The following is a 25,596-nucleotide window of genomic DNA, read 5'->3' as shown; positions in this document are numbered from 1 at the left end:
TCAGAGCATGCCGAAGTTACTCGGAATCGACGTTGGCACGGGCGGAACGCGGGCGGTCTTGATTGACGACAAAGGCCGCGTGATCGCTTCGCGCACTGCCGAGCATCAGCCGTTTGCTTCTCCGAAAACTGGATGGGCGGAGCAAGATCCGCACGACTGGTGGCGAGCATGCGGTGAATCCGTCCGAGCCGTGCTTGTCGAGTCAGGCGTCACCAACTCCGAGATCGCGGCTGTGGGGTTCTCCGGACAGATGCATGGTGCCGTTCTGCTCGACGAGAACAATCAAGTACTGAGGCCTTCACTGATCTGGTGTGACCAGCGCACTGCCGAAGAAGCTCGCGAACTGACAGAACAAATCGGCGAGAAACAGCTCATTGAATGGACATGCAATCCAGCGCTCACGAATTTCACTCTGACCAAGTTGATGTGGGTGCGGAAGCACGAACCGAAACTCTATGAACGTTTTCGCCGACTGCAACTGCCCAAGGATTACGTTCGTCTTCGCCTCACAGGCGAATTCGCAATGGACATGGCGGACGGTTCAGGCACCTTGCTGCTCGACGTTGCGCGCAGGCGTTGGTCAAGTGAGATGGCGAACGCGACGGGCATCGATCTCAAGGCATTGCCGCCGCTTTTCGAATCGTGCGACGTTTGTGGCGTGGTGTCGAAAGAGGGTGCAGCAGCTACGGGGCTCGCAGCGGGAACGCCCGTGGTAGCGGGAGCTGGCGATCAAGCGGCGGGCGCCGTTGGGCTCGGAGTTGTAAGCGCAGGCGCGGTGCATGCGACGATCGGCACATCAGGTGTGGTCTTTGCATCTACGGATCGCCCTGCAATGGACCCGCTGGGGAGATTACACACATTCTGTCACGCTGTTCCGGGGCGCTGGCACGTGATGGGCGTGACGCAAGCTGCCGGGCTGTCTCTCCGCTGGTTCCGCGACAACTTTGGCACGCGAGTGGAAGATCGACGCGATCCCTACGATCGCCTAATGGACGAAGCTGCCTCCGCCCCGCCAGGATGCGACGGGGTGCTTTGGGCGCCATACCTTATGGGTGAGCGCACACCCCACGTCGATCCGAACGCTCGGGCAGCACTTGTCGGACTCGCGGCAAATCACGGTCGCGCACACATCCTTCGCGCAATTCTGGAAGGGGTTGCCTTCAGTTTGCGTGATAGCCTCTCGATCTTCGCCGAGATGGGAGTACCCGTTTCGAGTATTCGGCTCGGAGGCGGCGGGCAACGCTCACCGCTCTGGCGCCAAATCCAGGCAGATGTCTATAAGCATAAAGTCGAAACGATTCTTGTCGATGAGGGCGCAGCCCATGGCGCCGCCCTGCTCGCCGGTGTTGGCGCAAAGGTCTGGCCCACGGTGGATGCCGCGTGCGCCGAAACTGTTCAGGTCGGCGAGACGATCGCGCCCGATCTAACGAATTCAGCCGTCTTGCAGCAGCAATACGAACGTTATCGTCGCATTTATCCAGCGCTGCGCTCGATCGGTATGGCCGCCACCTCGACGGTGGCATGAAACCTGGAGGAACACATGTCTGATGCTTACCAGCCGCGACCGGAACACAAGTTCTCGTTCGGCCTTTGGACGATCGCGAACCGCGGCCGCGATCCTTTCGGCGATGCAGTGCGCCCCACTATCCCTCCGAACGACATTGTCGCTTTGCTCCGCGAGGTAGGCGCATGGGGGGTCAATCTTCACGATAACGATCTTGTTCCAATTGACGCGACGCCATCCGAGCGCGACAAGATCGTCCGCGATTTTCAGGCGGCCTGCAGGCAGCACGGCATCGTCGTGCCGATGGCGACGGTCAACTTGTTCTTCGATCCAATCTTCAAAGATGGAGCTTTCACCGCAAACGACGCCGATGTGCGTGCGTACGCTCTTCAGAAGACGATGCGCGCTATGGATCTCGGCGCCGAGTTAGGCGCTAAGCTCTTTGTGCTCTGGGGTGGGCGCGAAGGAACTGAGACTGATGCGTGCCGCCGTCCCGAAGAACCCTTCAAGCGGTTGCGCGAAGCCATCGATTATTTGTGCGAATACAATCTCGACAAAAAGTATGGTTTCAAATTTGCGTTGGAGGCCAAGCCAAACGAACCTCGCGGCGACATATACATGCCGACGACTGGTGCCTATCTCGGTTTCATCCCAACCCTTGCGCATCCGGAGATGGTTGGTGTAAATCCTGAGGTCGCGCACGAGCACATGGCGGGATTGAACGCGCTTCACGCGGTTGCGCAAGCATGGGAAGCGGGCAAACTCTTCCACATCGATCTAAACGATCAGAACCCTGGGCGCTATGACCAGGATTTTCGTTTTGCATCTGCAACCCCAAAATCAATGTTCTGGTTGGTGAAGTTCCTTGAAGACTCGGGGTATCAAGGGCCGCGCCACTTTGACGCGCACGCTTACAGGACAGAAGACATCGCCGGCGTAAAGGATTTTGCGCGCGGATGCATGCGAAGCTACCTGATCCTGAAGGAAAAGGCGCAGCGCTGGAATGCCGACAAGGAGATCCAGCAAATCTTCTCCGAGATCAACCCGCAAACCACCGGCAGCTCGAAATATTCACACGATGGCGCTCTGTCTCTTCTCAACCGCACCTATGATCGCGCAGCCATTGCGAAGCGCGGCCTGCAATACGAGCGCCTCGATCAGCTGACTATGGAACTGTTGTGGGGAATACGGTAATCAGGCCTTCTGTTTGACGAGTACAAGGGGCTGCCGCGGCAGCCCCTTGTACTCGTCCGTAAAATCTATTGGCGAAATTCGATTTTCAAAACCGGAAGCAGTTCATCACTTATATCCTTAGGCAGTTCGACCCAAAGCCCCTCGGCATCTTGTTTGAAAGATACCTTGCCTGCCGATCCCACCAGCAACACGCTCCTCACTTTCAATTCCTTGTCGAGTGACCGTATCCGTATGCTTCCATCTTTCGGCCAATCCATCGAAATTGCATACAGCGCCTCATGGTTCCGAATAAAGCGTATATCGTCCGAAGTGAACGGCTTCTGCTCGCCTTCGTTTAAGCTGCCTTCTTTCACCTGGGTCGGACCTTCGCCGAAAGTCGTCCACGGACGAGAGCCGTAAATAGCCTCTCCGTTCAGAGAGAGCCACTCTCCGACTGCGAGCAAGATCTTCTGCTCGTCCTCTGAAATCGTTCCATCTGGCTTCGGACCGACATTTAATAGCAAGCACCCATTCTTGCTAACGATATCAACCAAGTCTTGCACGATGGATTTTGGCGTTCGCAGCGAGTCATCTTTCAGGTAGCCCCATGATTTGTAGCTGATCGAAGTGTCAGTTTGCCAAGGTTCGGGTTGGATGGCCGCGAGTTTGCCACGCTCGACGTCGTGAACCGCAGTGCCTTGCGGCATTGCTTTTTCCTTGTAGTACATGACAACCGGCTGCTGCGCCTTGGCTGCTTCGTCGTAATAGAACGCTGCGAATTTCCGCAGATAGGGTTCGAACGCCGGCTGGCCGACCCACCAGTCGTAATACCAGAGGTCCGGGTGATACTTCTCGACAATTTCTCCACTGCGGGCAAGCCAGTCGGAAAGGAACGCGGCATCTGGCTGATTGTCACGATCTGCACCAGGCAAGCGTTGAGGCTGGGCCGGGCCGTAAAAACTCGCATACTTCGGGTCGTTTACATCGGAGTCGAACGTTCTGCCGCCATCGAAAAACCACCAGTGCTCCGCGCGGTGGTACGAGATTCCGAAATGCAATCCAGCCTTGCGAACCGCCGGGCCAAGTTCGGCGATCACGTCACGATGCGGTCCCATCTTTGTAGCTTTCCACTCGCTGAATTGAGTGTCGTACATCGCGAAGCCGTCATGATGCTCGGCGACTTCGATCACGTACTTCGCTCCTGCGCGACGAAACAGGTCGGCCCACTGATCGGCGTCGAACTTGTCTCCCGTGAATTGTGGCAGAAAATCTTTGTAGCCAAATTTGTTCTGCGGCCCGTAAATCTCGATGTGGTGAGCGAACTCCGGCTCTTTCTTCTGATACATGTTTCGCGGATACCACTCGTTGCCCCACGCCGGCACGGAGTACGCACCCCAGTGAATGAAGATCCCGAATTTTGCGTCGCGAAACCAATCGGGAACTTTCATTTGTTTCAGGGAATTCCAGTCATCGCGGAACGGCCCTGCAGCGACAGTGTGGTCAATGGACTTCAGTTCGCGTTGAACATTTGCAGGTTGCTCCTGCGCTTCGGTTAACAGAGTTCCAATAGCAAGAAATGCGAGCACCACCAGCGGCTTGTTCATTGCGCCTCCAGGACCTCCACTCCGTACGGCGGCAGATTTACGCTACTCACCGATTCCCCATTCGCGAGTACCCGCTTCATGCTCTTCGGGAGTTGCACGCTTTGGTTCTCTTGCTTGAAGTTAATGAGCACGAACACGTCTTTCCCATTGCCACTTCGCTCCGAAACATCAACACCATCCGGAATGAGACCAAATGCAGAATGCAATCCACTGGTCGAGAATATCCATCCGGCAAATTTGTCCATCAGGGATTCATCGAGCACGGCCCCCACGTATGTGATTCTTCCCTTCCCGACTTTGCGCGAGATGATTGCAGGCTGACGGTCGAGCCAACCGTTGCTTTTTCCAAAGGTGAGCAAGGCATCCGTTCCCGGCTTTGCGCTAAGTTGTTCGGCCCAGAGGGAAGAGTGCCCCGACCCAAGAGGGCCTTCGAGAGGAACGTCCTGATCCAAAGCATAGAATTGCTCCACTCGCCCGCCGAGAGTATCGACCAGTGCTCCAGGCTGTCGTTCCGTAAGCAACGCGTTGAACTCGTCTTTCATGCCGGCTCTCGGCCCGAGGACGAGATGCCCCCCTTGTTCCACGTATTCACGCAAATGCTTTGCCAGCGAGTCGGGAATGAGACTCAGATTTGGAGCAACGACGACTTTGTAGTTTTTGAGTGCAACTGAAGGATTCACGACATCTATGCTGTGGACCAGTTTTCGGAGGGCGTGGTAGTACGAGACATGGATTTTGATCTGATCGTAGTTGCGATTGTGCTTCTGCCAATCGATCGCCCAACGGCTGTCGTAGTCATGCAGCATCGCAACTTCGGAATGCGGCGACGTTCCCGCGAGAACTGGATACGCCTTCGCGAAGTCGTTACCAACCTGTTTCACTTCGTCGTAAACCGGAACAGGGGTGCCGTCCGCGCCCACCAGCACTCCGTGATATTCCTCCTGCCCATTCAGTGCGCTTCTCCATTGCCAATAACTCACCATGTCCGCGCCGTGCGCAACGTCGTGCCAAGCCATCGCTCGCACTTCACCTTTGTCCAACACGTTATTGATCGATTGCCAATTCACCGCGCCCGGTTGTGTCTCGATCACCCAGAAGTTCTTCTGCTTCAATCCGCGATTCAGGTCGTGGATGAATCCGGCAAAGTCCGGATTAAGGTGGCCCTGGCCGACGTAATGGTCCCACGCGACGATGTCGAGTTCACTTTCAACTTTGTAGTGGTCGAAACCATCGAAGAGTCCCATTGTGTTTGTACAAATCGGTTGGGACGCCGGCGCGTACTTGCGAATTGCCGCGATCTGATTCGAAAGATAGCTATACCAAGTGTCGGTGATGAACCGTTTCCAATCGAGCATGAGGCCGGGGTTATTGCCGCCCACTGGGATCGGAATCTGCGACCAATCGAAGTACGTTTGACTCCAGTAGGCTGTCGTCCAGTGCTGATTGAGAGCGTCGAGACCCTTATATTTGTCCTTCAGCCATTCCTGGAACTGCGCGCGTGTGTACCCGTCATACGACGGATTGGAAACCTCATTGTCCAGTTGCCAGCCGATAACGTTCGGCTCTTTCGCCAGTTTCCGCGCCATCTCTTCCGCAATCTTGCGGCAGAACTCGCGGTAGCGTGGGCTCGTGAATGAAAAGTGGGCGCGATTGCCATGCACCGCGCGTTTTCCCTGTTCGTCGATGAGCAAAGTATCGGGGTATTTCTGAGTTAACCAGACTGGAGGGGCCGCAGTAGGAGTGCCAAGAATGACGTCGATGTGATGCTTCGCAGCGAGTCGGGTCGCGCGCTGGAGCCAATCGAGTTCGTATTTTCCCTCGCTCGGTTCCATCGTGCTCCACGCGAACTCTCCGATACGCACTACGTGGATTCCCGCCGCTTGCATGAGGACGAGATCTTTCTCCCAGCGGTCTTCGGGCCATTGCTCTGGATACCATGCAACTCCCAGCATCAATCCTGAATTCGATGGCGCGTTCGTCTTCTGAGCTGGAGCGAACACGGTGAGCAATCCAGCAACTGCGCTGAAGACCAATAGCCGTTTTAATGCATTCATCGCGATTTCCTCGATAAGAGTTCTGCCTCTAAGTCCGAACGCAATTGAATATACAGAGGGGCTTTGGCACAGTCACCGGCACGCAACGCATCCGCATTCCAGATGTCTGCGGGGGCCCTCAGGAAAAAAGGGGATGGCTGGCTGCCATCCCGATTCGAGAGTGATTTATCGGATGGGCGACCTTGCGGCCGCCCATCGTTGGTTAGAAGGAGTATTTGAAGCTCAGTTCGACTACGCGGCGGCCATTGACCCAATTGCTGCCATTTCTCGCCGTATTTCCGAACGTGTAACCCGGGTTCATGTACTGCGTGTAGGGACCAGAGTATCCCGTGTAATCTGACAAGCCACTGACGGCTGGCATGTATTTCAGTGTCAGGTTCGTGGTGTCGTTGGAGTAGAAGGATGTCAACTTGTGATTCAGGAAGTTGAAAGCCGAGAGGCGAAATTCGACGTTCTGCCTCTCGCTGACTTTGAAGGTTTTCTGAACTGCAAGATCGCTGCTCCAATACGCCGGACCGTAAAGCGTGGGCGGAATGAACCCACCGTTGTCGCCGGTCGTCGGCGCCCCAAAACAAGAACCATTTATGTACTGATGATCGCCGTGCCCCGTAACATCGCAGTTCACCATCGGCATCAGTTTGTAATCAGAGCTACCCAAAACTGCAGTGCTGTCGAGGTAGTAGTTCGGGAAGCAGTTGTCCGCACCAGCGGTGCAACCGCTGGTGGTGCCCGCGGCGCTCAGGTTGAAATTAATGGTGCTCGACTGGGCCAGAGGAGCTCCCGTCTGAATGCTCGTGATTCCGGAGAACATCCAGTGGTTGGTCAAGCCGCCAAGGAGCTTATTCCCCTTCACTAGGTTGCCGAGTTCATACGAATACGTCGCATTGAACACATGCGGGCGATTGATGTAGGAAACGGTGTAATCGTTGTGGAAGTTGGCCGGATCAGGCTGCGTGTTATACCCGCCCGGGCCTTGGCCGATGATTCCCATCGCCTTCGACCATGTGTAGTTGAAGCTATAAGTAAATGCACCGCTGGGCTTTGCATACGAAACCTGAAGTGCGTTGTAATTGGCGAATGCACCATGTTGGACCAGGTTCAGGTCGGTATAGGCGAGCATCGGTTTGTAGTTGTTCTTGTTCGCGCCGTTCGCGCCCTGCTCGAGGTCCGGAACCGAGTTAATAACACCGGTGACCGGGTCGGGCTTGAAGAACGCGCCCAGTGGAATGATGTTCTGGTTCTGGTTCGGGACGATCAAGTTCGAACTCTGATTGCCGGAATACGCGATCTCCAGCAGAGAGTTCTTGGGAAGAGCCTGCGAAAACGTGAAGCTATACGTATAGGTAAGCGGCTCTGAGTCATCATTCGGATTGACAGCGTAGGTTCCGCCAACCTGCGAGCAGTTCACATTCTCTTGTGCATCGATCTGCGCGAGTGTGGCGACGCCAGTGGTAGCGCAAGAACGTCCGCCCTGCGCAGTGCTCAGTGGTCCCTGATAGTCGTTGAACTGATCATGGTAGTAGTACGCGCCGAAACCGCCGCGCAATGCAGTCTTGCCATCGCCAAAGACGTCAAACGCGAGTCCGACACGCGGAGCGGCGAAGATCAGCTGAACGTCACGCCCTGACAACGGAACGCTGCCGTCCACGGCGTTCCAACGCATACCGGGCAGGAATGAATTCCCGGCGGCGATGTCGCTGTTGTACTGCCGTTGTGTCCACGTCGCCAGCCCGTAGTTGCCGCTGTGATCTGTCCAACCTGGGTCATGCGAGAGACGGACACCGAGATTCAGCGTCAAGCGACGTGTTACCTTCCAATCGTCCTGGAGGTAGAACCCGAAGGTCTGGTAAGTCATGTTCTGCGGAGTGTTCTTCGAGGATTCCGTATAGCCGGTGGTCGAGCCGAGGAGCAGGTTCGCAACAGGATTGCCGCTTGCTCCCCATGTGGCAAATTGAACTTGTCCGTTCTGCTGAACGAAATTCATTTGGTCGTTCTGCGCCATCTGCCAGTCGAAGCCGAACTTAAGGGTGTGGGTCCGGATCACCTTGGTGAGGTTGTCAGTCACGCCCGGGGCCTGCTTCTTGCTGTAATAGTCGTGGGCGTCCTGCTGGTAGATCATCGGGTATCCGGGAATCCACCAACCATTCGACAGAGAAGGCATTACATCCGTGTTGCCGAAAATGCCGTGATACGGGTACCCAAGTGCCTGTCGCGATACGCCGGCCATGTTGTCATAGCGATAAGCATTGTTCAGATATGACCACGTGACGATTGTCTCGTTCGTGAGAGTCGGACTGAAAATCTTCACGAGGTTAGCTGAGATCGTCTTGGAATCGCCTGGAGCAACGAAATTGCCGGGAAATGGAACTTCGGTCGGAGGCGCCCACCACAACATCACCGGGATACCAGCGACTTCGTTCTGCTGGTTGTATGAGACATACAGCTTGGTTGAATCGGTGATGCTGTAATCCACACGTGAATGCCACATATAACCGTTCTTTGTATTCATGGCATTCGTGATGAAGTTGTGCCCACCGTTCGTAGCAGGATCCGCATTCGCGGCGGGGATCATCTTCATGATCGCAGCGCCACCTGGATCGACAAATGATGAGATGTCTCCGTTGTTGACGGTTGTTCCATTAATGCTGGTGATCGGGGTGCACTGCGGTAGCCATCCGCCAACGCCACAAAAGTGAGCATTGTCGGCAGCGCTCATGTCGAAGTTGCCCGCGCGCATGCTGTCGGTGGGAACGGTGGACGTGACGACAGGCACGATCTGATCCGGGAAGCTCTGGTTGTAATATTCGTAGCCGGTCCAAAAGAGCAACTTGTTGCTCTTGTTGAAGTTGGTGCCGGGAATGCGCACCGGACCGCCAAAGTTGCCTCCTGGATACCAGTAACGATCATCCGGCTTCGTAGTACCAAGAGACTTGTTCACTGCGTCCGTCGAATTCATCGAATGATCGCGGAAGTGCAGGTACGCGGCGCCGTGGAACTGGGACGAGCCGGACTTGCCAACAGCCTGAATGACCACCGGACCGCTTTGAGACTCTGCTCCGTAGTTGGAAGTGGTGACTTTCACTTCCTGCACCATGTCGGCATTTACGGTTTGTGTCGCGTTGCAGTTACAACCAGGATCGATGATGTTGGCGCCGTCCGACGTCAACTGCGCTCCGCCCACGCGGGTCGGAGACCCATTGGCGTTATAGCCGTTCCCAACCGAAGAGCCGATACCCGCGATTGTCGGATCATATCCGCTGGCGTTGTTCACGTTGCCGCCGCCAGTCAGATTGTTGAAGCCAGGAAGTGTTTTAGTGAGTTCTGTAACGTCGCGGCCTTGGAGAGCCATATTCCGGATGTCTTTCGCATAAAGGGTTGAGCTACGCTCGCCGGAATCGAGAATCTGAACCTGTGAAGACACCGCTTCGACCGTGACGTTTTCGTTTGCGGTCGCCACGGTCATCTGAATGTTATTCACGTTGAAGTGATCGCCAGGATGCAGACTAATCGTCTTGTTCTCCCAAGCGCGGAAACTCGTTGCCTCAATCTTTACCGTGTAGTTTCCCGTCACAACTGCAGTGAAAACAAAAAAACCGGAATCATTACCGGTAGTACGACGAACATCCTGTGTAGCGTTGTTGGTCAACGTCACACTGGCATGGGGAATTACAGCGCCGGATGAATCCGTGACCGTGCCTGAGATCGTAGCCGTCTGCTGCGCGAACATCGCGGCTGATGCCAAGAGCAGCCCGATTAGCAGAAATATGCCGCAAATAGACTTACGCATTGGTACCTCCCGAACTGCCCGCACTGGTTCATTGCGGGCTCTAGGTCAAACTCACTTTGTTCTCATTCATTCCATACGCCGACGCATCACTGCTGGAGGTCGAACGCCTCAGTTCGTGCGTACGGAGGATTGCAACGGAATGAATACGTGGAGTGAACGTTATTGGCGATTGGAGCGCTTTTCGAACGGGAGGGCCGCCTGCCGGGCGTTTCAGCTGCAGTTCGAGAATCGATACTGGCTCGGGTACTGTCACCAGAATCTCGGACGCTGTCGAGCGCCCAAGGGGCCGGTAAATCGCAGAATTCATAGCAGGGGCCGCCTGTAAGAAGCGTTCCGTGGAACGCGAATACAGCTTCGCCGGTCATGCCGGCTTTTCTCGATGGATATTTTTCCCATCTAAAACGTTTTAGACAACGCTGCCACTTTTAAAACCTTGATATCACCGTGTCAATAATTCTTTTGCACTAACACGCCACCCTAGGCGTGCAATTCCAGTCTCGACCACTAAGGACGCACCTTCCATCCCACAACGGTCGAAATACGATAGTGTTCCCAATTCCGGAAACACCGATTTGGTAGGGAATTATCTGTAGCGCTGCGGAGCAGTGGATTCTCGCACAATCAACTCGGGAAGGACCTTTGTCTCCTCAAGCACCGTCATTCCGTTGATCCGGTCGAGGAGTGTTGAAGCGGCGAGCTGACCCATTTGTTCAAGAGGCTGTCGGACTGTGGTAAGGCGTGGGTAGATAAACTCACCCAGAGGAACGTCATCGATCCCGATCACCGAGACGGCGTTGGGCACCGAGAGTCCTGCATCCTGGAAAGCGCGAATCGCTCCGATTGCGGAACCGTCATTGAACGCCATTAAAGCAGTGAAGCTCCGCGTTCGCTTGAGCAGCGTCATCGCAGCGGCGTACCCGTGGTGGGACACTGTTGATTCATTCACTTCTGGATATGTTCCGAGTTGGACGGTCAATTCGCGCTCGACTTCCAATCCGAATTTCTCGGAATTCTCGAGGACGGCCTTCCATCGCATTTCGGTGTCGCCGTTGTGGTCCGGCCCCTTGAAGAATGCGATCCGCTTGTGACCGAGCTGCTTGAGATGTGAAAGCCCGAGCCAAATTGCACGGTCATTGTCGATTACAATCCTCGACACGCCCGGTGCCGTCGTGATGTCAGAAACAGCGACAACGGGAATTGGAAGTCTCTTCTGGAGGGGGGTATTGATGAAAATCATGCCCTCGACTGCCCTATCCATGAGAGTTTCCGGGGATGTCTCGATTTCTTTCGGAGCACCGCGATGGCTCGCAACGATATATTTGTACCCTGCTTCAGACAGTCGCCGCTCGATGCCGCTAATGAGTGACGACGAGTATTCATCTCCGATATCCGGCACGAGAACGGCTACGCTGAAGGTGCGCTTGGAATGCAGATACTGCGCAAACATGTTGGGGCGGTACTGGAACTTCTCAACTGCGGCCCAGATTCTCTCCTTGGTTTTCTGGGCGATCGTCATCGCGAGCGGAGAGTCGCTCAACACCACCGAGACTGTTGTAGTAGAGAGCTGAAGATATTCGGCGAGGAACTTCAATGTCACGCGGCGAGGGACATCTTGCTGCGCATGTATTTTCTTGCCGGGTTTCCGCGCGGCCATGCCAACATCATACATTCATGGGCAGGTGTGTCAGCCAAAAAGGCACTAAAAATGATTGTCTAAATCGTTTCAGCTTGCAGGTACTTCATTCGGTACGTTAGGGTTCTTGCGGTAGAAAGCGGTGATTTTCATGCGACTCAGGGCGATCTTTTTATTCCTCCTCTCATTGGTTTGTTATTGTTTCCCGGCATTCGGCCAATGGACTCCCCACGACCCGATCACGGGCTCGAAGAAATCAGAGGAAGGAGTCGTGTTTGAACTAAAGTCCGGAGCCCGCCTTAAATTCCAAATATGCAACGAGGCGATTGTTCACTTGATCTACTCTCCGGTTTCGACGTTTGCGAGCCACCCCGATTATGTCGTCATCAAAAAGGAGTGGCCTCGGGCTGCGTTCACTTTCGACAAGACATCGGATGGTTATAGGCTCACGACGTCCAAACTCCAGATTCAGATCACCGCTTCAACCGGCGCGATCAACTACAGTGACGCGTCCGGCAAGACGCTCGCGACAGACGGTAAGCGCCTCATGTATCCCCAGACGGTGAACGGTGAAAACACCTACCGCGGTGAGACTGTGATCAACATGTATGGATCGCAGGAAGGTCTCTATGGCCTCGGCCAACACCAGGCCGGGGTCTTCAATTTTCGGGGCGAGTCCGTTGAGCTTTCGCAGGAAAACACGAACATCACAATCCCGCTCTTCGTCTCGACGAACGGCTATGGAATCTTCTGGAACAACACATCGCGATCGCGATTCAACAACCGTTTCGTCCACGTGCTTTATCTGAGTTCCGAAGTCGCCGACACGATCGACTATTACTTCTTGTACGGCCCGGATCTCGACAAGATTGTCGCCTCCTATCGCGAGCTAACAGGACAGGCTCCCATGTTCGGTCGATGGGCGTATGGCTTTTGGCAGTGCAAGAACCGCTACAAATCGGAGAAGGAGATTCTCGCTGTCGCACACAAGTATCGCGAAGTGAAACTTCCGGTAGACGACATCGTGCAGGACTGGTTCTGGTGGAACCGCAAAGGCGAGCATGTATTCAACGATAATTACCCCGATCCTAAGGGAATGGTCGACGACCTCCACAAAAATAATTTCCACCTGATGATTTCCGTCTGGCCTTTCTTCGAACCGGGATCTAAAGAATACGAGGAGATGGACAAGAAGGGATGGTTCATCGATCGCACTAAGTTCGCTTCGCCTCCGTACCACGCCGGGCAAATGGCGGTGTATGACGCTACGAATCCAGAGGCCCGTAAATACTACTGGAACCTGATGGACAAAGCTCTCTTCAGCGTTGGCGTGGACGCCTGGTGGTTGGATACCACCGAGCCAGAGACCGAGAACCAGGAAGAAAACATCATGCTCGGTCACAAAGTCTCAATCGGTAGTGGCGACCGCTATGCCAACATCTTCCCATTGATGACCACAACCGCGGTGTATGAAGGCCAGCGCAGTGCAAGCGACAAAAAGCGCGTCTTCATCCTTTCTCGGTCGGTGTTCGCTGGCGCGCAACGCAACGCCGTTACAGCATGGTCCGGCGATATCCTCGAGAACTGGCTCGCCTTCCAACGACAGATTCCGGCCGGTCTGAATTACTCACTCTCAGGTATGCCCTACTGGACGACCGACATTGGCGGGTTTATTTCGGGAGGGAATCTTAACGACCCGCAATATCGCGAACTGTACACACGCTGGTTTCAGTACGGCGCATTCTGCCCGATTTTCCGCACACATGGTACGCGCAATCCCGATGAAAACGAACTCTGGTCCTACGGTCCGGAAACCGAAAAGGTCCTAGTTCAGTTCGATCGGCTTCGTTATCGCATGATGCCGTACATTTACTCACTCGCGTGGATGGTCACCGATCAGAGCTACACGCCGATGCGCCCGCTGGTTATGGATTTTCGCGACGACGTGAAGGCGCAAAACGTCGGCGACCAGTTCCTCTACGGACCTGCTTTTCTCGTGAATCCAGTCACGGAGCAAGGCGCAACTGAGCGACACCTCTATCTGCCCGGGACCACCTGGTATGACTTCTGGACCGGAGAGGAACTACAGGGTGGCCACTGGATCAACGCACCTGCACCAATCGATCGAATGCCCTTGTACGTTCGTGCCGGATCAATCGTGCCTCTCGGTCCCGATGAGCAATACGCCGGCGAGAAACCCGTCGACCCGATCGAACTGCGCGTATACCGCGGCGCTGATGGCCACTTCACGTTATACGAAGACGAAAATGACAATTACAACTACGAGAAGGGCATGCACGCGGAGATTCCAATCTCGTGGAATGAGCGGGAGCATAAGCTCAAGATCGGCGACCGCCGAGGTAGCTTTCCAGGCATGCTGAATGAGCGCACATTCCACGTGGTATTTGTCGGCAGCGCTCACGGCGTCGGTGTTGAGACTGCGTCCGTTTTCGATCAGACGGTCCGCTACGCCGGAAAAATCGTCTCGATCTCTGCAAAGTGAGAAACCGATCCCGCTTGCCGCGCTGCTGTCGTTTTCTTTGCTTTGCTCGCGCCCGCGGTATCGCAAGCGTCAAAAGGCATTCAATTCGGGAACACCATTCGGATAACGAAGGCTGAATAGTCGCTAGGCGGGTCGACCGGCGTCATTTCGACTCAATCGCGTTAGCACTCGATGATGTTCAATGCGAGGCCAGCCTGTGATGTTTCCTTGTAGCGAGTCTGCATATCGAGACCCGTTTTGTACATCGTCTCGATAACCTGATCCAGCGACACCTTGTGTTCGGGCTCCTGCATCGCCATGCGGCACGCATTGATAGCCTTGACAGCACCAACGCCATTTCTTTCGATACAGGGAATCTGCACTAGTCCGGCAATCGGATCACACGTCATCCCCAGATGGTGTTCCATACCGATCTCCGCGGCGTGCTCAACTTGATCGTTGGTTCCTCCCAAGGCAGCTACGAGTCCGCCGGCGGCCATCGAGCAAGCGACGCCGACCTCTCCCTGGCATCCGACTTCCGCGCCTGAGATCGAAGCGTTCTCCTTGTAGAGAATACCGATGGCGCCGGCCGTCAGCAGAAAGCGGAACAACCCATCTTCTGACGCCTCCGGCACGAATTTCTCATAGTAGTGCGCCACCGCCGGAATAACGCCGGCCGCACCGTTCGTAGGAGCTGTTACTACTCGACCGCCGGCAGCGTTTTCTTCGTTCACCGCAAACGCAAACGCGTTCACCCAGTCCAACGCCCCCAGAGGATCGCTGGTTTTTTTCTCGGCAAGCCTTCGTGCGAGATTTGGCGCTCGCCTCCGCACCTTGAGACCGCCGGGCAGGATGCCTTCGGTCTTTAGCCCGCGCGCTACGCATCCTTGCATTGTGTTCCAGATCTTCGCGACGTAAGCACGAACATCCGCTTCACCACGCCATCGCTCTTCATTCGCCAACACAATCTGCCAGATTGCGAGGCCATGTCGTTCTCCGAGTCTCAAGAGTTCCTCAGCGCTTGAGAAGGGATAAGGCGGCTCCTGCTTTTCTTCCCTAGCCTGAACCTCGCCTTCACGCGCAATAAAGCCGCCCCCCACTGAATAGTAGAGAGCGGTCTCGATCTCATCTCCCGCATCGTCGAATGCGGTTAGTCGCAACGTATTTGGATGGCCCGGCATCGCGATATCGCGATGGAACACTAAATCAAGATTTTCGCCGAACGATATTTGTCGCTCACCTAGCAACTTAATTTTCTGGGTATTTCGAATGCTGGAAATAGTTTCGTCGATCAACTCGGGATCGACGAGTTCTGGCTTGCATCCTTCGAGCCCCAGCAAAATCGCGCGGTCCGTTCCGTGCCCATGGCCGGTCAAAGCCAATGAGCCGTAGAGTTCGACGAGGAGTCGATCAACCGAAACAAGCCTTGTGCCGAGCCTCACAAGAAATTCGCGCGACGCACGCATCGGTCCAACGGTATGGGAACTCGACGGACCGATACCGATCCGAAGAATATCGAGAATGCTGGTCTTCACTACTGCTCCTGCGGAGGAACTTCTCGTAAGGATATATGCTTTTTACGACCGCCCTCCAGCATCTCGAGAAATTGAATTTACAGCACCGTGCTAAACACCAATTAGACAGGTGTGTCTAAAACTCGATACTTCGCGATTCGAGCGTGGTTTGCCACAAGCCTCGCCCGCAATCGCTCGCATAAATGAGAGTCTGCGAATCCCGCACCCATGCCGGATACGCTTGGTTACAAGAGGCTGTGCCAAGGTGGCGTTCGTTGCCATTATCGAGTTTTCGGAGAGTGAGGTGCCAGGAAGAATTGGAGAATTTTGCGTATGCTAGCCAGCGTCCATCCGGAGAAAACGCGGGAAACCGCGCGTTTTCAATGTGCAAAGGCTCCGGCTTTCCGTTCGACAACACAAAAAGCTCCATTCTGTGGTGGCCCGTCAGCGCCGAGAACACGAGTTGGCCGTTGTCGGCAGCCGAGAATTCATAAACGTCGAGATCATCAGAGGAAACCTGCACTGGTGTTTGCGAACGATCGTTGATCCAGAGCGAGTGACGCCCTTTATTTTCGACGAGCCACGCGGTATCTTTCGTTGGCGCCTCGATGATGTGCATGTCCTCGCCTTTTTGGTCCACTTGATACCAATGCCAGCCGTCGCGAGCCATCCCATGGAATCGCAATTTACCCTCTGCAAGTTGAGGAGAGGTTACAACGTAGATCGTCCCCTCAGGAATTAAGGGCGAAGCGTGCTCGCTGTACAGTCGACTCTCATGACGTGCCAATCCAAAACTGCTGATCAGCGTCAGCACGAGGAGGCTGGCAATCCACAGCCCTTCCCGGCGGAAGTCAAACGACGCCCGGCGGGAAAGATGGTAGATAACCAAGCCGGACAACAGAAGTAGGCACCAAAGGCGTGGGACAGCGAGGATCGCAACAAAACCGCGTGAGCCGCCAGACGTGAGAGGAAGCCATCCAATCAGAAAATAGAGCGCGGCGACGGCCACAGCAGCCCACCGACAGCCTTCGCGAATACAACCACCAACCCATATGGCGCACGGCAACAATAAAACAATGAAGTTGTACGACGCAGGAAGCGTCGAGATTGTAAGAGAAGCGATAAGAATACCGGACCATTCGAGATTGTCGACGCGCGGATCTCTGGTTCTTGAGCACAGCAGGGCAATAGGAGCCCATATCAGAATCTGCAACAACGGACCGATCAGACCGACGAGCGACGCCTCATTGACGATCGGGTGTGAATTCAACTGCGGATCAAGGATGAAAATGTGATGCAGCACTGAGCTGATCGAGTTCGCAGCCAGGGCGAATGGATCCATCGCTTCGCCGCGCATCGCGGCGGGAAGAATCTCATTCACATATCGAATGCACGCTACCCAACCGAACACATACAAAGACGTTCCAAATACCGTGACTGCGCCAATCGCAAATCCGACGAGGGCCCTGAAATCGCGCTTCCTCAGGTAGAAAACGATCAACAGCACGGGAAAGATCTTCAATCCCGCAGCAATCGCCGTAAGTAGTCCGGCTGTGAATCGGTAATCTCGGCCATAACACCATAGCGCGAGGCTGAGCACCGATAGCACGAGAACGTAAAACTGGCCGTACTCGAGATTGCGATACAGCGGCATGGACAGGAATGCGGCCGTTGCAACCCACTGCCAACGCAAATGGGAAATATTCGAGATCAGCGTGATCGAACCGAGAAGCAGGAGGAGGCTCGTAGTGATCCATGCCCGTTTGGCGGCAAGCGGTTCAAACCATGTAAACGGAATCATGGGGAGAACCGAGAATGGAGTGTGTGGTATGAAGCCGGCTGTGGGGTAATCAACTCCCATCCGTACTCTCTGCTCTTCAAACCATTCCCATTCGTAAATCCGGTCAACTGTGTAGCTCTCGCGAACCAGTCGAGCTGCGACGTAATCATTGGGGAAGTCCGTATCGAGGCTACGCCACGCGTGTGGAATCACGCGAACACTCAAGACTGAAAGACCCACGATGAGGGCAGCTAACTCCAAAAGAGCAAAAGCGCGGAGAAGTCCGCGCCTCGCTACTGGGTTGACCCGAATGGTCGTGCTGCTCATGGCGTAGTAGCCGCGACCTTCGAAGTGAACGAACTCGAGCATTTCTCCGAAAGTTTGGCGGCCACCTGAGCCTCGATCCAACGGTAAGTACGACGCAGGCCATCTTCCAAAGAGATCACAGGGGTCCAGCCGAGAACCTGTCGCAAGAGTGTGTTATCGGAATTACGACCGCGTACTCCCATCGGCCCAGAAACGTGACGCTTGTTGACGCGAATACCTGCGATATCCGCAACTAAATCCGCGAGTTCATTGATGCTTACCATGCGATCCTGCCCGAGATTCAACGGATACGCAAAATCGGACACCATGAGCTTATGGATACCGGTGACGCAATCGTCGATATAGCAGAAGGAACGAGTCTGTTTGCCATCGCCCCAGATTTCGATTTCGTGATTACCTGTGAGTTTAGCGATCGCAACTTTGCGGCACATCGCGGCAGGAGCTTTCTCGCGTCCTCCTTCCCACGTCCCCAGCGGTCCAAAGATATTATGGAAGCGAATTATTCGCATTTCCATCCCATAGTCTTCGCGATAGTGAGTGCATAGGCGCTCCGTGATCAACTTTTCCCAGCCATATGCATCCTGCGGAGCAGCCGGGTAAGCATCCTCCTCGCGTAGGGCCGGTACGTCAGTAGCAAGTTGACGGTACTCGGGATAGACGCAAGCCGACGAGGTGAACAGATAGCGCCGCACCCCGCTGCGCCTTGCCGCTTCCAGCGTATTGAAGTTGATCAATGTATTCGTGTGCAGAATGGCCGCATGATGGCTTGAAATGTAGCCCATGCCCCCCATATCTGCAGCAAGCGCGAAGACCATATCCACTCCGTCTGTCATTTGCTCGCAGTTTTGTACCTCGCGAAGATCAAGGAGATGAAATTCATCCGCGCGGCTGGGCTGAAACTCCGGGCTCTTTATGTCCGCACCTCGAACCCAATATCCCAGGTCGACCAAGGCGTTCATGAGATGGTGCCCGATAAACCCACCAGCGCCCGTCACAAGGACACGCTTTAGCATGCGTCTACTCTCTTTCTCAGTTGTGGATTGAAACACGGAGATGTGATTCACTAATTCAGTAGCCGGAACGCAATCAAACAAACGAAAACTTCGTTACTCCACCAATGGATCGTCTAGAACTCCCGCTGCAGGCTTCGCTACGGGCAAAATCCGCGGACGCTCAGACCCAGCCAATTCGAGCATGGCAAGGCATAAGAAAATAGAGTTCGTGCGGAGATACCTGCGCCAGAGCCTGCGTGGCTCCTGGATAAGCCGATGCAGCCATTGAAGACCTGAACGTTTGACCCAGGTTGGACTGTCGGTCAGGCGGCCGGTGTGAAAGTCGAAGGCAGCGCCCACTCCAATCATGATCTTCACCGGAAGCATGTCGCGATATTTGCGCATAAATATCTCTTGCTTCGGCGTACTAAGACCGATCCACATGAAGTCCGGACGAACGACGCGAAGCATTTGTTCCAAGTCGGTCTCTTCTGTTTGGCTCAGACTTCGAAAGGGCGGCGTGTAGGTTCCGACGATATTGGATTTCGGAAATCTCTTTTTCAACGAGGATTGAAGTTCCTGGGCTACACCGACCTCCCCGCCATACAGAAAGTGCCTCGCGCCCGTACCCTCTGAAGCTTGGAACACCGCAAACATGAATTCAGGCCCGAACACACGATCCATGCTCACAAACCCTTGGTGACGACCAATCCACACCGTAGGCATTCCATCTGGCAAAACAAAAGAGGCATCGCGATAGGCGCGCGCCAACTCAATGTTCCGTCGAGCTTCAACAATTCCATGGGCACCAGCAAGACATACATATGATGGAGGATCCCTTAGCGCCTCGATCACCCGCAACACGGCCAACTGCATGTTTACTGGCTCGATCGCTACACCGAACACATTTGCTTTTCTCGATTCCCCTAAATGGCTCATCGATGCTCCAAGGTCGATAACTCGTTGGACGGATGCTTTCCCTTCGTTGCCTGCCCGCGTACCGCTGCGCTATAGAGATCGAGATACTTGCTTGCGGTTCGGGAAGGCGATTGTTGACGGGAACTAGTCGAAAACCTTCTCGGAGAGCTCAAGGCCTGTTGAAACGCCGCAACAACTCGCGAAACCTCGTCGTCCCCACCGAGAGCAACGAATTCACAGCGGCCACGCTCAACATCCCCGTGCGCCGGGATGTCGGAAGCAACAACTCGCGATCCAGACTCGATCGCTTCTCTTAGTGGTAATCCAAATCCTTCAACGCTGGAGAGTGTGACAAACAACTCGCAATCCCTATAGAGGGCCGCCAGTTCGCCCTCCGTGAGACCTGCGAGGAACACAACGGTCTCATGTAAACTGAGTCGATCAACAAGGTGATGTAAGCGCGTGGTTTCAGGGCCATCCATCCCCACGATTACCAGTTTCAGACCCGCCTTGGCATCGGTGAGCGATCGATAAAAGTTGAACGCGCGAAGCAATAAATTTAGATTCTTGTTAGCTCGATGCTGTGCCACAGCAAGGAACAGAGGACCATCGATCTGCGACTGTCCCGCTTCCGCTGAAGTGCTCGCCACAATAGCGTTGGCAATATGGACGCCCTTGTGTGCAGCTGGCACCGGAAATCGCTCACGAAATCTCGACAGTGTAAAGTCGCTAACGCAAATGACGCGATCGGCGGCGCTGATCGCTCGTCTCAACGCCATTCGATTCGCAAACACGTGCGGGTAACCAAAATTGCTCGGACTGTCGTACGGGTAAAGATCGTGCAGGGTGGTAACGATTGGACAATGAAAAGCCGAGCGAATCACTGGAGCCGGGAACGCCATGTGTACGATGTCGGCGGAGACTCTCCTCGCGAGCCGCGGCAGTCCGAACACGTACCACAAGTTGCGACTGACAGAGTTGTTTCGAATATCTACGTCAACGAGCCGCACATTTGACGAATTGATTTCGAAGCAATCCTCGAAATAACCGCGCTGCCACTTGCCGACGACGATCGCCAGTTCGACATCCGAAGCAATTTCCTTTATTCCACGGACAAGCCCATCGACCGTCCGGCATATGCCAGAGGGCTGAGTCGCGCCCCAAAGTGCGGATATTACGACGCGCATGTTGCTTCTCTAGTCAGTTGGTGCGGCGGTTCGAAATTGCGTCAAGTAATAGCCGCGAACGGCTTTCTCGCTATACCTTCGAATCGCGGCCGCAGTACGTAGGCCGAATGTCATCCCGGTAGCGAACATCCCACGAGGACAGTGTCGAAATACTGGTGAGTACAGTTGCATGATGTCTGTTTGCTCCTGCAACTGTCTCTCGGGATGAAGTGTTGTCTTGCTTTTCGGCTGAAATCGAAAATCACCCAGGAACACCGGAACATGTAGAAATCGGTGACGACTCGCACTGAGCCGCACGAAGAACTCGAAATCCATTGCGTAATGCAGACTCTCGTCTAAACAGTAGCCGGCATCAAGGACTCGCCGGTGAAAGAACATTGCGGTCGTTTGAATGTAAAGGACGCGGTGATACAGAAGCACGAACGGGCTGAACCCGATTTCGCGGCGCTGTTGGACGGTTTCGCCGTCCGCGTCAATCCACGTGTAATCGCCATATAAGACATCCGTTTCCGGGTGTTTCCGAAATGCATCTAGCACCGCCGAAAAAGCACCGGGGCGGTAACGGTCATCTGCATTGAGCCACCCGATAATCTCGCCCTTGGCCTCTTTAAAGCCCTTGTTGATAGCGTCACTCTGGCCTCTGTCGCGCTTGGATTGCCATCGCAGCGGGTAGCGGCATTCCGCCTCAAATGCTTTCAGTGTTTCCATGGAGTCATCTGTTGAATCCCCATCCATCACGATGTGTTCGATTACAGAAATGCCCTGTTTCGCTACACTCTTGAGACATTCGCGTAAGAATGGCCCTTGATTCAATGACGGTGTGACGATGCTGATGGATGGGTTACTCATGCTGTCACTCGTTCCTGTTGCGTCCGGGCAATAACCATCGTGAACAGAGTCAACAGCCACAGGGGAAAGTTGAGATCAAAGCGCTCAGTATCGGCGATGCCTCGAACCAACACGAATACGAATATCGCCACCACGAGCGAGAACCATTCGTGGCCTCGATGGACGTACAGAAAGCGGGCGAAGGACACGTATAAAACGGCGAACACTGCCAAGCCCACGACTCCGTAACAAAACAATTGTTGAAGAAGCTCGTTGTGTGCCTGCCAAGGGAAAAAGTCGCCGAGCATTGGAACGACGAAGCGAAAAGAATAGAAACCATGGCCCAGCCACGGTGTTTTAATTCCCTCTTCCCAGGCGATGCTCCAGATGGTGGTCCGTCCGGTAAGTGTCTCGATGTGGCTGCCTTGGTCATACATATCGACATAGGCTTCAACCAAACTCCATCCAAAGACGATGCTGCTCGCCGCTATCGCATAGATGGCGATCTTGGCTCGGCGGCTCAAGTGCGACGCTCTCAAGAGGTAAAACGCCGCAGAGGCAATGAAGCCTGCGATGCACGCTTTGCTGATTGTCCTCCAGAGCGTAATTCCGCAAAACACCGCAAGCAGTCCCGCTAGCCGCGACTTGCGGGCAAGATGCATCCCGCACAGTGTTGCGAGAGCAAGGACGTACCCCAAGGCATTGGGATGTAGAAAATCTTCATCTCCGATTCGGAGGTCCGAGAGAGTAGGGAGGTACCAGGCAATAAGCCCGACGAATGCTGCGCCTCCGACGAACCCGAAGAGGATTCGCTCACAGTTTTCGTTCGCATCCCCTGAGTTCATGATCAGGTAAATTACGAAACACTCCGCTGCGAGGCCTGCCCAATACGCTAACCCCACCACCACGGAGTCTGTGACCGACCAGAAGAGGCTGACCCCAGTCATTGCAAGATACGCGCAGATCCATCGAAGCGGTGTTGCGCCATCTAGGGATTGCTGTTGACTGCTTGTAAAGGTCCAAGCTAGAAAAACGAAAAGGAACAGCACGCCAATTTCAGCCGCGCTACCGGACGCGGGATTCGCCTGGAATGCAAGCAGTGTCAACGCTATGCGAGCTGACAAGAACCAGCCGAACAAAAACGCGACAGGACTTGCGTTTGTAATTGCCGCGCGAATTTGGAGCGATGCCGCAGACACGCTTATCTCGCCTCTTCCCGGCTTGTTAGCCGCTGCAGCCTCGCATACAACAACCAGGTCAACGGGCCGTATGCCAGCCTTGCAGCCGCTGCTCCCGCGATTCCGATCTTCGGGATAAAGAACCAAGCGAGTAAGAGAGACAGGACGCACCCGGCTACATTCAAGATTGTCAGGTACCGCACCTCTCCGAGAGCCATGAGAGCGTAGTGACCTGGGACATTCAGAGCAAGGAGAGCAAAGCTCGCCGCCACGAGGGAAAGTGTGACAGCTGCATGGTCGGAGAATGATTTTCCCATCCAGAGTGTGAGGAGAGGTCTGCTCAACAGGAGGGGCACGATCGCCAACCCAAGAACGGTGAGTAGGTTGAGACGAAATGCGCGAGCCAGAAACTTCCGCAAATACGATGTGCCGGCGGTCTCGACCTTCGTGCTCAGATGCGGGAACAAGACATTGCATCCAGCTGCGGTCAGTCCGTGAATCGGCTGCGTGCATTGCACACACACGCCGTAATAGGTCAAAGCTGAAGGTCCGAGCAAAGCGGCGACGACGAGCCGGTCGGCTTGGCTGAAGAGTGTTCCGGAGAGCGCCTGGACCCATCCGAAGAAGCCAAACGATGTAAGCGATCGCCAGTCATCTTCTTTAAGCCGCGGGACACGAACCTCTCGCCAAACCCCGGCGCCGCGGTGCACCAACGTTAAGAGTGCTCCGAATTCGCAAATCAAAGTGATCCAAAGAATTGCGACGACTCCGAACCCTTTCCAGACCAAGACGAGCGCCGCGAGAGCTGTTGCAAGTCTCGTACTCACGACAACCTGAGTTGCCCGCTCATATAGTTCAAATGCGCGGAATGCCCCAATGAAAACGAAGGATAGCGACCGAACGGCGAGGACGCCCCCGCCAATGCGAAGAGCCGTAACGAACTCGGTAGCTAGTTGTCCGCTGAGATGGAACATGTGCGTGGCGGACCAGGGTGCGAGCGCATAAAACGCGAGCGCTAACGCAATTCCCATGGAAAGGTTCAGCATTGCAGATAAGCCGATAACTCGCGAAACACCGTCATCGTCCATGCGGCCACGCATAGCGGCGACATACTTCAATGCCGCGTCTCCAAAACCCGTGCAGATGCTGCCACTGCTCCCAATGATGGCGAGGACCAAAATCCAAATCCCGAAAAGCGGTAACCCCAGCGCTCTGACGAAGTAGCGCGCTGTAAGCAACATCAGGAGCGGTTGCGTCAGGTAGTCGACTACGCTGAACACGACGTTCCGTGCGAGGGGCGCGCCTTCAATTCGTTTGCGCGGCTGGAGAATTCCAACCGTCAGCGATTCAGAGCTCGTGGCCATTGTGGTGAACCGTCTTCTTCGATAGCCATTGAGGGCTATCCTCTTTCAAGTCGAGCATGACGGCACGGAACAGTAACTTTTTCGGATCTTCTTCTGGAACCGCGCGCCACTCAGCCTTCCTCACGATGACGAAGAAGGTTCCCAATACACTCAGTAAGGTCCCTACGAGCATGATCACCAATCGCGGCGGGAAGGACTTGCGTTCCGGCCAATTCGGCGGATCAATTACGCTGATGCTTGGAATTGCTTTCGCCTCTTCGATGCGGGCGAGTTCGTACTCTTGCGTCAATAGCTCGAATACCGTTTCCTGCAGCTTCACGCGTCGGTAGAGATCGGCCCATTGCACGCCTAACGTTGGCAGAGCTCTTAAAGGAGGATATGGAGTAGATTCGGTAATGTCGCTCGGCACACCAGAGCCGGTGGCATTCTTGAGTTCATGTTCCAATTGGCCGACTCTAGCGCGACCCGCCCGCACTCTCACATTCTCGGGCCCATATATCTGATCTAGCGAACTCAATTCCGAACGCGCAATAATGAGTTCTCCCTCTAGTTTTGCTGTTGCCTCGACCATTGCGCGAGTCTGTTCTTTAACGTCGAGCGTGGCGTTCTTCGTCGAAAACACACTCAACTGGCGTTCGGCATCATCGAGATCACGCTTCACTGTGACAAGGCGTTGTGCGATGAACTCGCGTTCTCGTCCGGCGGCCGAACTGTTCACACGGGTTACCAGAGAGTTCAGTTCATCGAGATAAGTTTGGGCCATATCGCGAGCGCGACGACGGTCAGTGTCTGCGACCGTAATCGTAATGATGCCCGTCTTACGGTCTTCTGCAATCTCGGTTCTCCGATGGAGCTTTTTTAGGGCGTCCTGTTTATAGCGGCTTCGATAGACTTTCTGAAGATCAAAGCGATCAACGACCCGTTCGGTCACGCTCCGACTCTGTAGCAAGTTAACGAAGACCGTGCTGGTACTTTGGAAGCCGAAAAGGCTGCCCGCAATTGCTCCAAGATTTCCCGGAAGAGCCCGACTTGCCAGCGCCGCCATAATCGCCGAACTCATTCCCCCTTCGGGTGGCATGATGCGTGCTGTTGACTCGTACTGCTTTGGAATAACGAAAGCGAGAGTCGTGCTGACGATCACACCTATCACCGCGGCTTTGACAATCGCGCCTCGTCGCTCCCATCCGATGGCGAGTCGATCCAAGCGCGAACTAACGCGGACCGCATTCGTCACATCGACTGAAGCAGCAAGCCTGTCGTCGGATGGCATG

At 54.7% G+C, this 25,596-nt stretch carries 16 protein-coding genes; 3 read left to right on the top strand and 13 right to left on the bottom strand.

Features of this window, described 5'->3' with window-relative positions; translation table 11 throughout:
• The first annotated feature begins 7 nt into the window (after positions 1 to 7).
• Entirely contained in the window at positions 8 to 1,525 is a 1,518-nt protein-coding gene (gene xylB, locus ACID345_RS04650; RefSeq protein WP_011521709.1) for a xylulokinase, read from the top strand.
• Positions 1,526 to 1,540: 15 nt separating this feature from the next.
• Positions 1,541 to 2,698, top strand: a complete 1,158-nt coding sequence (gene xylA, locus ACID345_RS04645) for a xylose isomerase (protein WP_011521708.1) — start codon at positions 1,541 to 1,543, stop codon at positions 2,696 to 2,698.
• A gap of 65 nt (positions 2,699 to 2,763) precedes the next feature.
• Here the strand turns inward: xylA and ACID345_RS04640 are convergent, their stop codons facing one another.
• The 4 genes from ACID345_RS04640 to ACID345_RS04625 all read right to left on the bottom strand — a co-directional run bounded on the left by ACID345_RS04640 (position 2,764) and on the right by ACID345_RS04625 (position 11,776).
• Entirely contained in the window at positions 2,764 to 4,281 is a 1,518-nt protein-coding gene (locus tag ACID345_RS04640; protein WP_011521707.1) for an alpha-L-fucosidase, read from the bottom strand.
• On the bottom strand, positions 4,278 to 6,335 hold the full coding sequence (locus ACID345_RS04635) for a beta-galactosidase (RefSeq protein WP_011521706.1): 2,058 nt from the start codon (positions 6,333 to 6,335) through the stop codon (positions 4,278 to 4,280). The genes ACID345_RS04640 and ACID345_RS04635 overlap by 4 nt, the downstream gene beginning before the upstream one ends.
• A 202-nt stretch (positions 6,336 to 6,537) precedes the next feature.
• The gene (locus ACID345_RS04630; protein ID WP_011521705.1) at positions 6,538 to 10,122 is read right to left on the bottom strand and encodes a carboxypeptidase regulatory-like domain-containing protein; all 3,585 of its coding nucleotides are present in this window, start codon (positions 10,120 to 10,122) and stop codon (positions 6,538 to 6,540) included.
• 583 nt (positions 10,123 to 10,705) lie between these two features.
• Positions 10,706 to 11,776 (bottom strand): LacI family DNA-binding transcriptional regulator, encoded by a 1,071-nt coding sequence (locus ACID345_RS04625; RefSeq protein WP_049761677.1) that lies wholly within the window; start codon positions 11,774 to 11,776, stop codon positions 10,706 to 10,708.
• A gap of 130 nt (positions 11,777 to 11,906) precedes the next feature.
• Between ACID345_RS04625 and ACID345_RS04620 the strand changes: the two genes are divergently transcribed.
• Entirely contained in the window at positions 11,907 to 14,258 is a 2,352-nt protein-coding gene (locus ACID345_RS04620) for a glycoside hydrolase family 31 protein (protein WP_011521703.1), read from the top strand.
• Between the two features lie 161 nt (positions 14,259 to 14,419).
• Here the strand turns inward: ACID345_RS04620 and ACID345_RS04615 are convergent, their stop codons facing one another.
• The 9 genes from ACID345_RS04615 to ACID345_RS04575 all read right to left on the bottom strand — a co-directional run bounded on the left by ACID345_RS04615 (position 14,420) and on the right by ACID345_RS04575 (position 25,595).
• Positions 14,420 to 15,772 (bottom strand): L-serine ammonia-lyase, encoded by a 1,353-nt coding sequence (locus ACID345_RS04615; RefSeq protein WP_011521702.1) that lies wholly within the window; start codon positions 15,770 to 15,772, stop codon positions 14,420 to 14,422.
• 115 nt (positions 15,773 to 15,887) lie between these two features.
• Complete coding sequence (locus ACID345_RS04610; protein ID WP_011521701.1) at positions 15,888 to 17,858, bottom strand: glycosyltransferase family 87 protein; 1,971 nt, start codon at positions 17,856 to 17,858, stop codon at positions 15,888 to 15,890.
• Positions 17,855 to 18,871: an NAD-dependent epimerase/dehydratase family protein gene (locus tag ACID345_RS04605; protein ID WP_011521700.1), complete on the bottom strand. Its 1,017-nt coding sequence runs from the start codon at positions 18,869 to 18,871 to the stop codon at positions 17,855 to 17,857. The genes ACID345_RS04610 and ACID345_RS04605 overlap by 4 nt, the downstream gene beginning before the upstream one ends.
• Before the next feature lie 93 nt (positions 18,872 to 18,964).
• Positions 18,965 to 19,789 (bottom strand): WecB/TagA/CpsF family glycosyltransferase, encoded by an 825-nt coding sequence (locus ACID345_RS04600; protein ID WP_011521699.1) that lies wholly within the window; start codon positions 19,787 to 19,789, stop codon positions 18,965 to 18,967.
• Positions 19,786 to 20,955 carry a glycosyltransferase gene (locus tag ACID345_RS04595; RefSeq protein WP_011521698.1) on the bottom strand — a complete coding sequence of 390 codons (1,170 nt, stop codon included), beginning with the start codon at positions 20,953 to 20,955 and terminating at the stop codon, positions 19,786 to 19,788. Before ACID345_RS04595 ends, ACID345_RS04600 begins: the two co-directional genes overlap by 4 nt.
• Before the next feature lie 9 nt (positions 20,956 to 20,964).
• Entirely contained in the window at positions 20,965 to 21,804 is an 840-nt protein-coding gene (locus ACID345_RS04590) for a glycosyltransferase family 2 protein (protein WP_011521697.1), read from the bottom strand.
• Positions 21,801 to 22,982 carry an O-antigen ligase family protein gene (locus ACID345_RS04585; RefSeq protein ID WP_011521696.1) on the bottom strand — a complete coding sequence of 394 codons (1,182 nt, stop codon included), beginning with the start codon at positions 22,980 to 22,982 and terminating at the stop codon, positions 21,801 to 21,803. The genes ACID345_RS04590 and ACID345_RS04585 overlap by 4 nt, the downstream gene beginning before the upstream one ends.
• 2 nt (positions 22,983 to 22,984) lie before the next feature.
• On the bottom strand, positions 22,985 to 24,325 hold the full coding sequence (locus tag ACID345_RS04580; RefSeq protein ID WP_011521695.1) for a lipopolysaccharide biosynthesis protein: 1,341 nt from the start codon (positions 24,323 to 24,325) through the stop codon (positions 22,985 to 22,987).
• Positions 24,309 to 25,595, bottom strand: coding sequence for a GumC family protein (locus ACID345_RS04575; protein WP_011521694.1), 1,287 nt, complete (start codon positions 25,593 to 25,595; stop codon positions 24,309 to 24,311). Before ACID345_RS04575 ends, ACID345_RS04580 begins: the two co-directional genes overlap by 17 nt.
• Position 25,596: the final 1 nt, after the last annotated feature.

It is taken from the genome of Candidatus Koribacter versatilis Ellin345 (genome assembly GCF_000014005.1).
Classification (GTDB): Bacteria; Acidobacteriota; Terriglobia; order Terriglobales; family Acidobacteriaceae; genus Korobacter; species Korobacter versatilis_A.
The sequence above is the reverse complement of the archived record's forward strand: the minus strand, read 5'-3'. Positions and strand labels throughout refer to the sequence as shown.

What these genes read in the sequence shown, in the direction of transcription:
- ACID345_RS04580 (WP_011521695.1), bottom strand. Translation starts at nt 24,325, where the DNA reads ATGGCCACGAGCTCTGAATCGCTGACGGTTGGAATTCTCCAGCCGCGC.
- ACID345_RS04625 (WP_049761677.1), bottom strand. Translation starts at nt 11,776, where the DNA reads ATGGCCGCGCGGAAACCCGGCAAGAAAATACATGCGCAGCAAGATGTC.
- ACID345_RS04575 (WP_011521694.1), bottom strand. Translation starts at nt 25,595, where the DNA reads ATGCCATCCGACGACAGGCTTGCTGCTTCAGTCGATGTGACGAATGCG.
- ACID345_RS04640 (WP_011521707.1), bottom strand. Translation starts at nt 4,281, where the DNA reads ATGAACAAGCCGCTGGTGGTGCTCGCATTTCTTGCTATTGGAACTCTG.
- ACID345_RS04605 (WP_011521700.1), bottom strand. Translation starts at nt 18,871, where the DNA reads ATGCTAAAGCGTGTCCTTGTGACGGGCGCTGGTGGGTTTATCGGGCAC.
- ACID345_RS04590 (WP_011521697.1), bottom strand. Translation starts at nt 21,804, where the DNA reads ATGAGTAACCCATCCATCAGCATCGTCACACCGTCATTGAATCAAGGG.
- ACID345_RS04630 (WP_011521705.1), bottom strand. Translation starts at nt 10,122, where the DNA reads ATGCGTAAGTCTATTTGCGGCATATTTCTGCTAATCGGGCTGCTCTTG.
- xylA (WP_011521708.1), top strand. Translation starts at nt 1,541, where the DNA reads ATGTCTGATGCTTACCAGCCGCGACCGGAACACAAGTTCTCGTTCGGC.
- ACID345_RS04635 (WP_011521706.1), bottom strand. Translation starts at nt 6,335, where the DNA reads ATGAATGCATTAAAACGGCTATTGGTCTTCAGCGCAGTTGCTGGATTG.
- xylB (WP_011521709.1), top strand. Translation starts at nt 8, where the DNA reads ATGCCGAAGTTACTCGGAATCGACGTTGGCACGGGCGGAACGCGGGCG.
- ACID345_RS04595 (WP_011521698.1), bottom strand. Translation starts at nt 20,955, where the DNA reads ATGCGCGTCGTAATATCCGCACTTTGGGGCGCGACTCAGCCCTCTGGC.
- ACID345_RS04620 (WP_011521703.1), top strand. Translation starts at nt 11,907, where the DNA reads ATGCGACTCAGGGCGATCTTTTTATTCCTCCTCTCATTGGTTTGTTAT.
- ACID345_RS04600 (WP_011521699.1), bottom strand. Translation starts at nt 19,789, where the DNA reads ATGAGCCATTTAGGGGAATCGAGAAAAGCAAATGTGTTCGGTGTAGCG.
- ACID345_RS04610 (WP_011521701.1), bottom strand. Translation starts at nt 17,858, where the DNA reads ATGAGCAGCACGACCATTCGGGTCAACCCAGTAGCGAGGCGCGGACTT.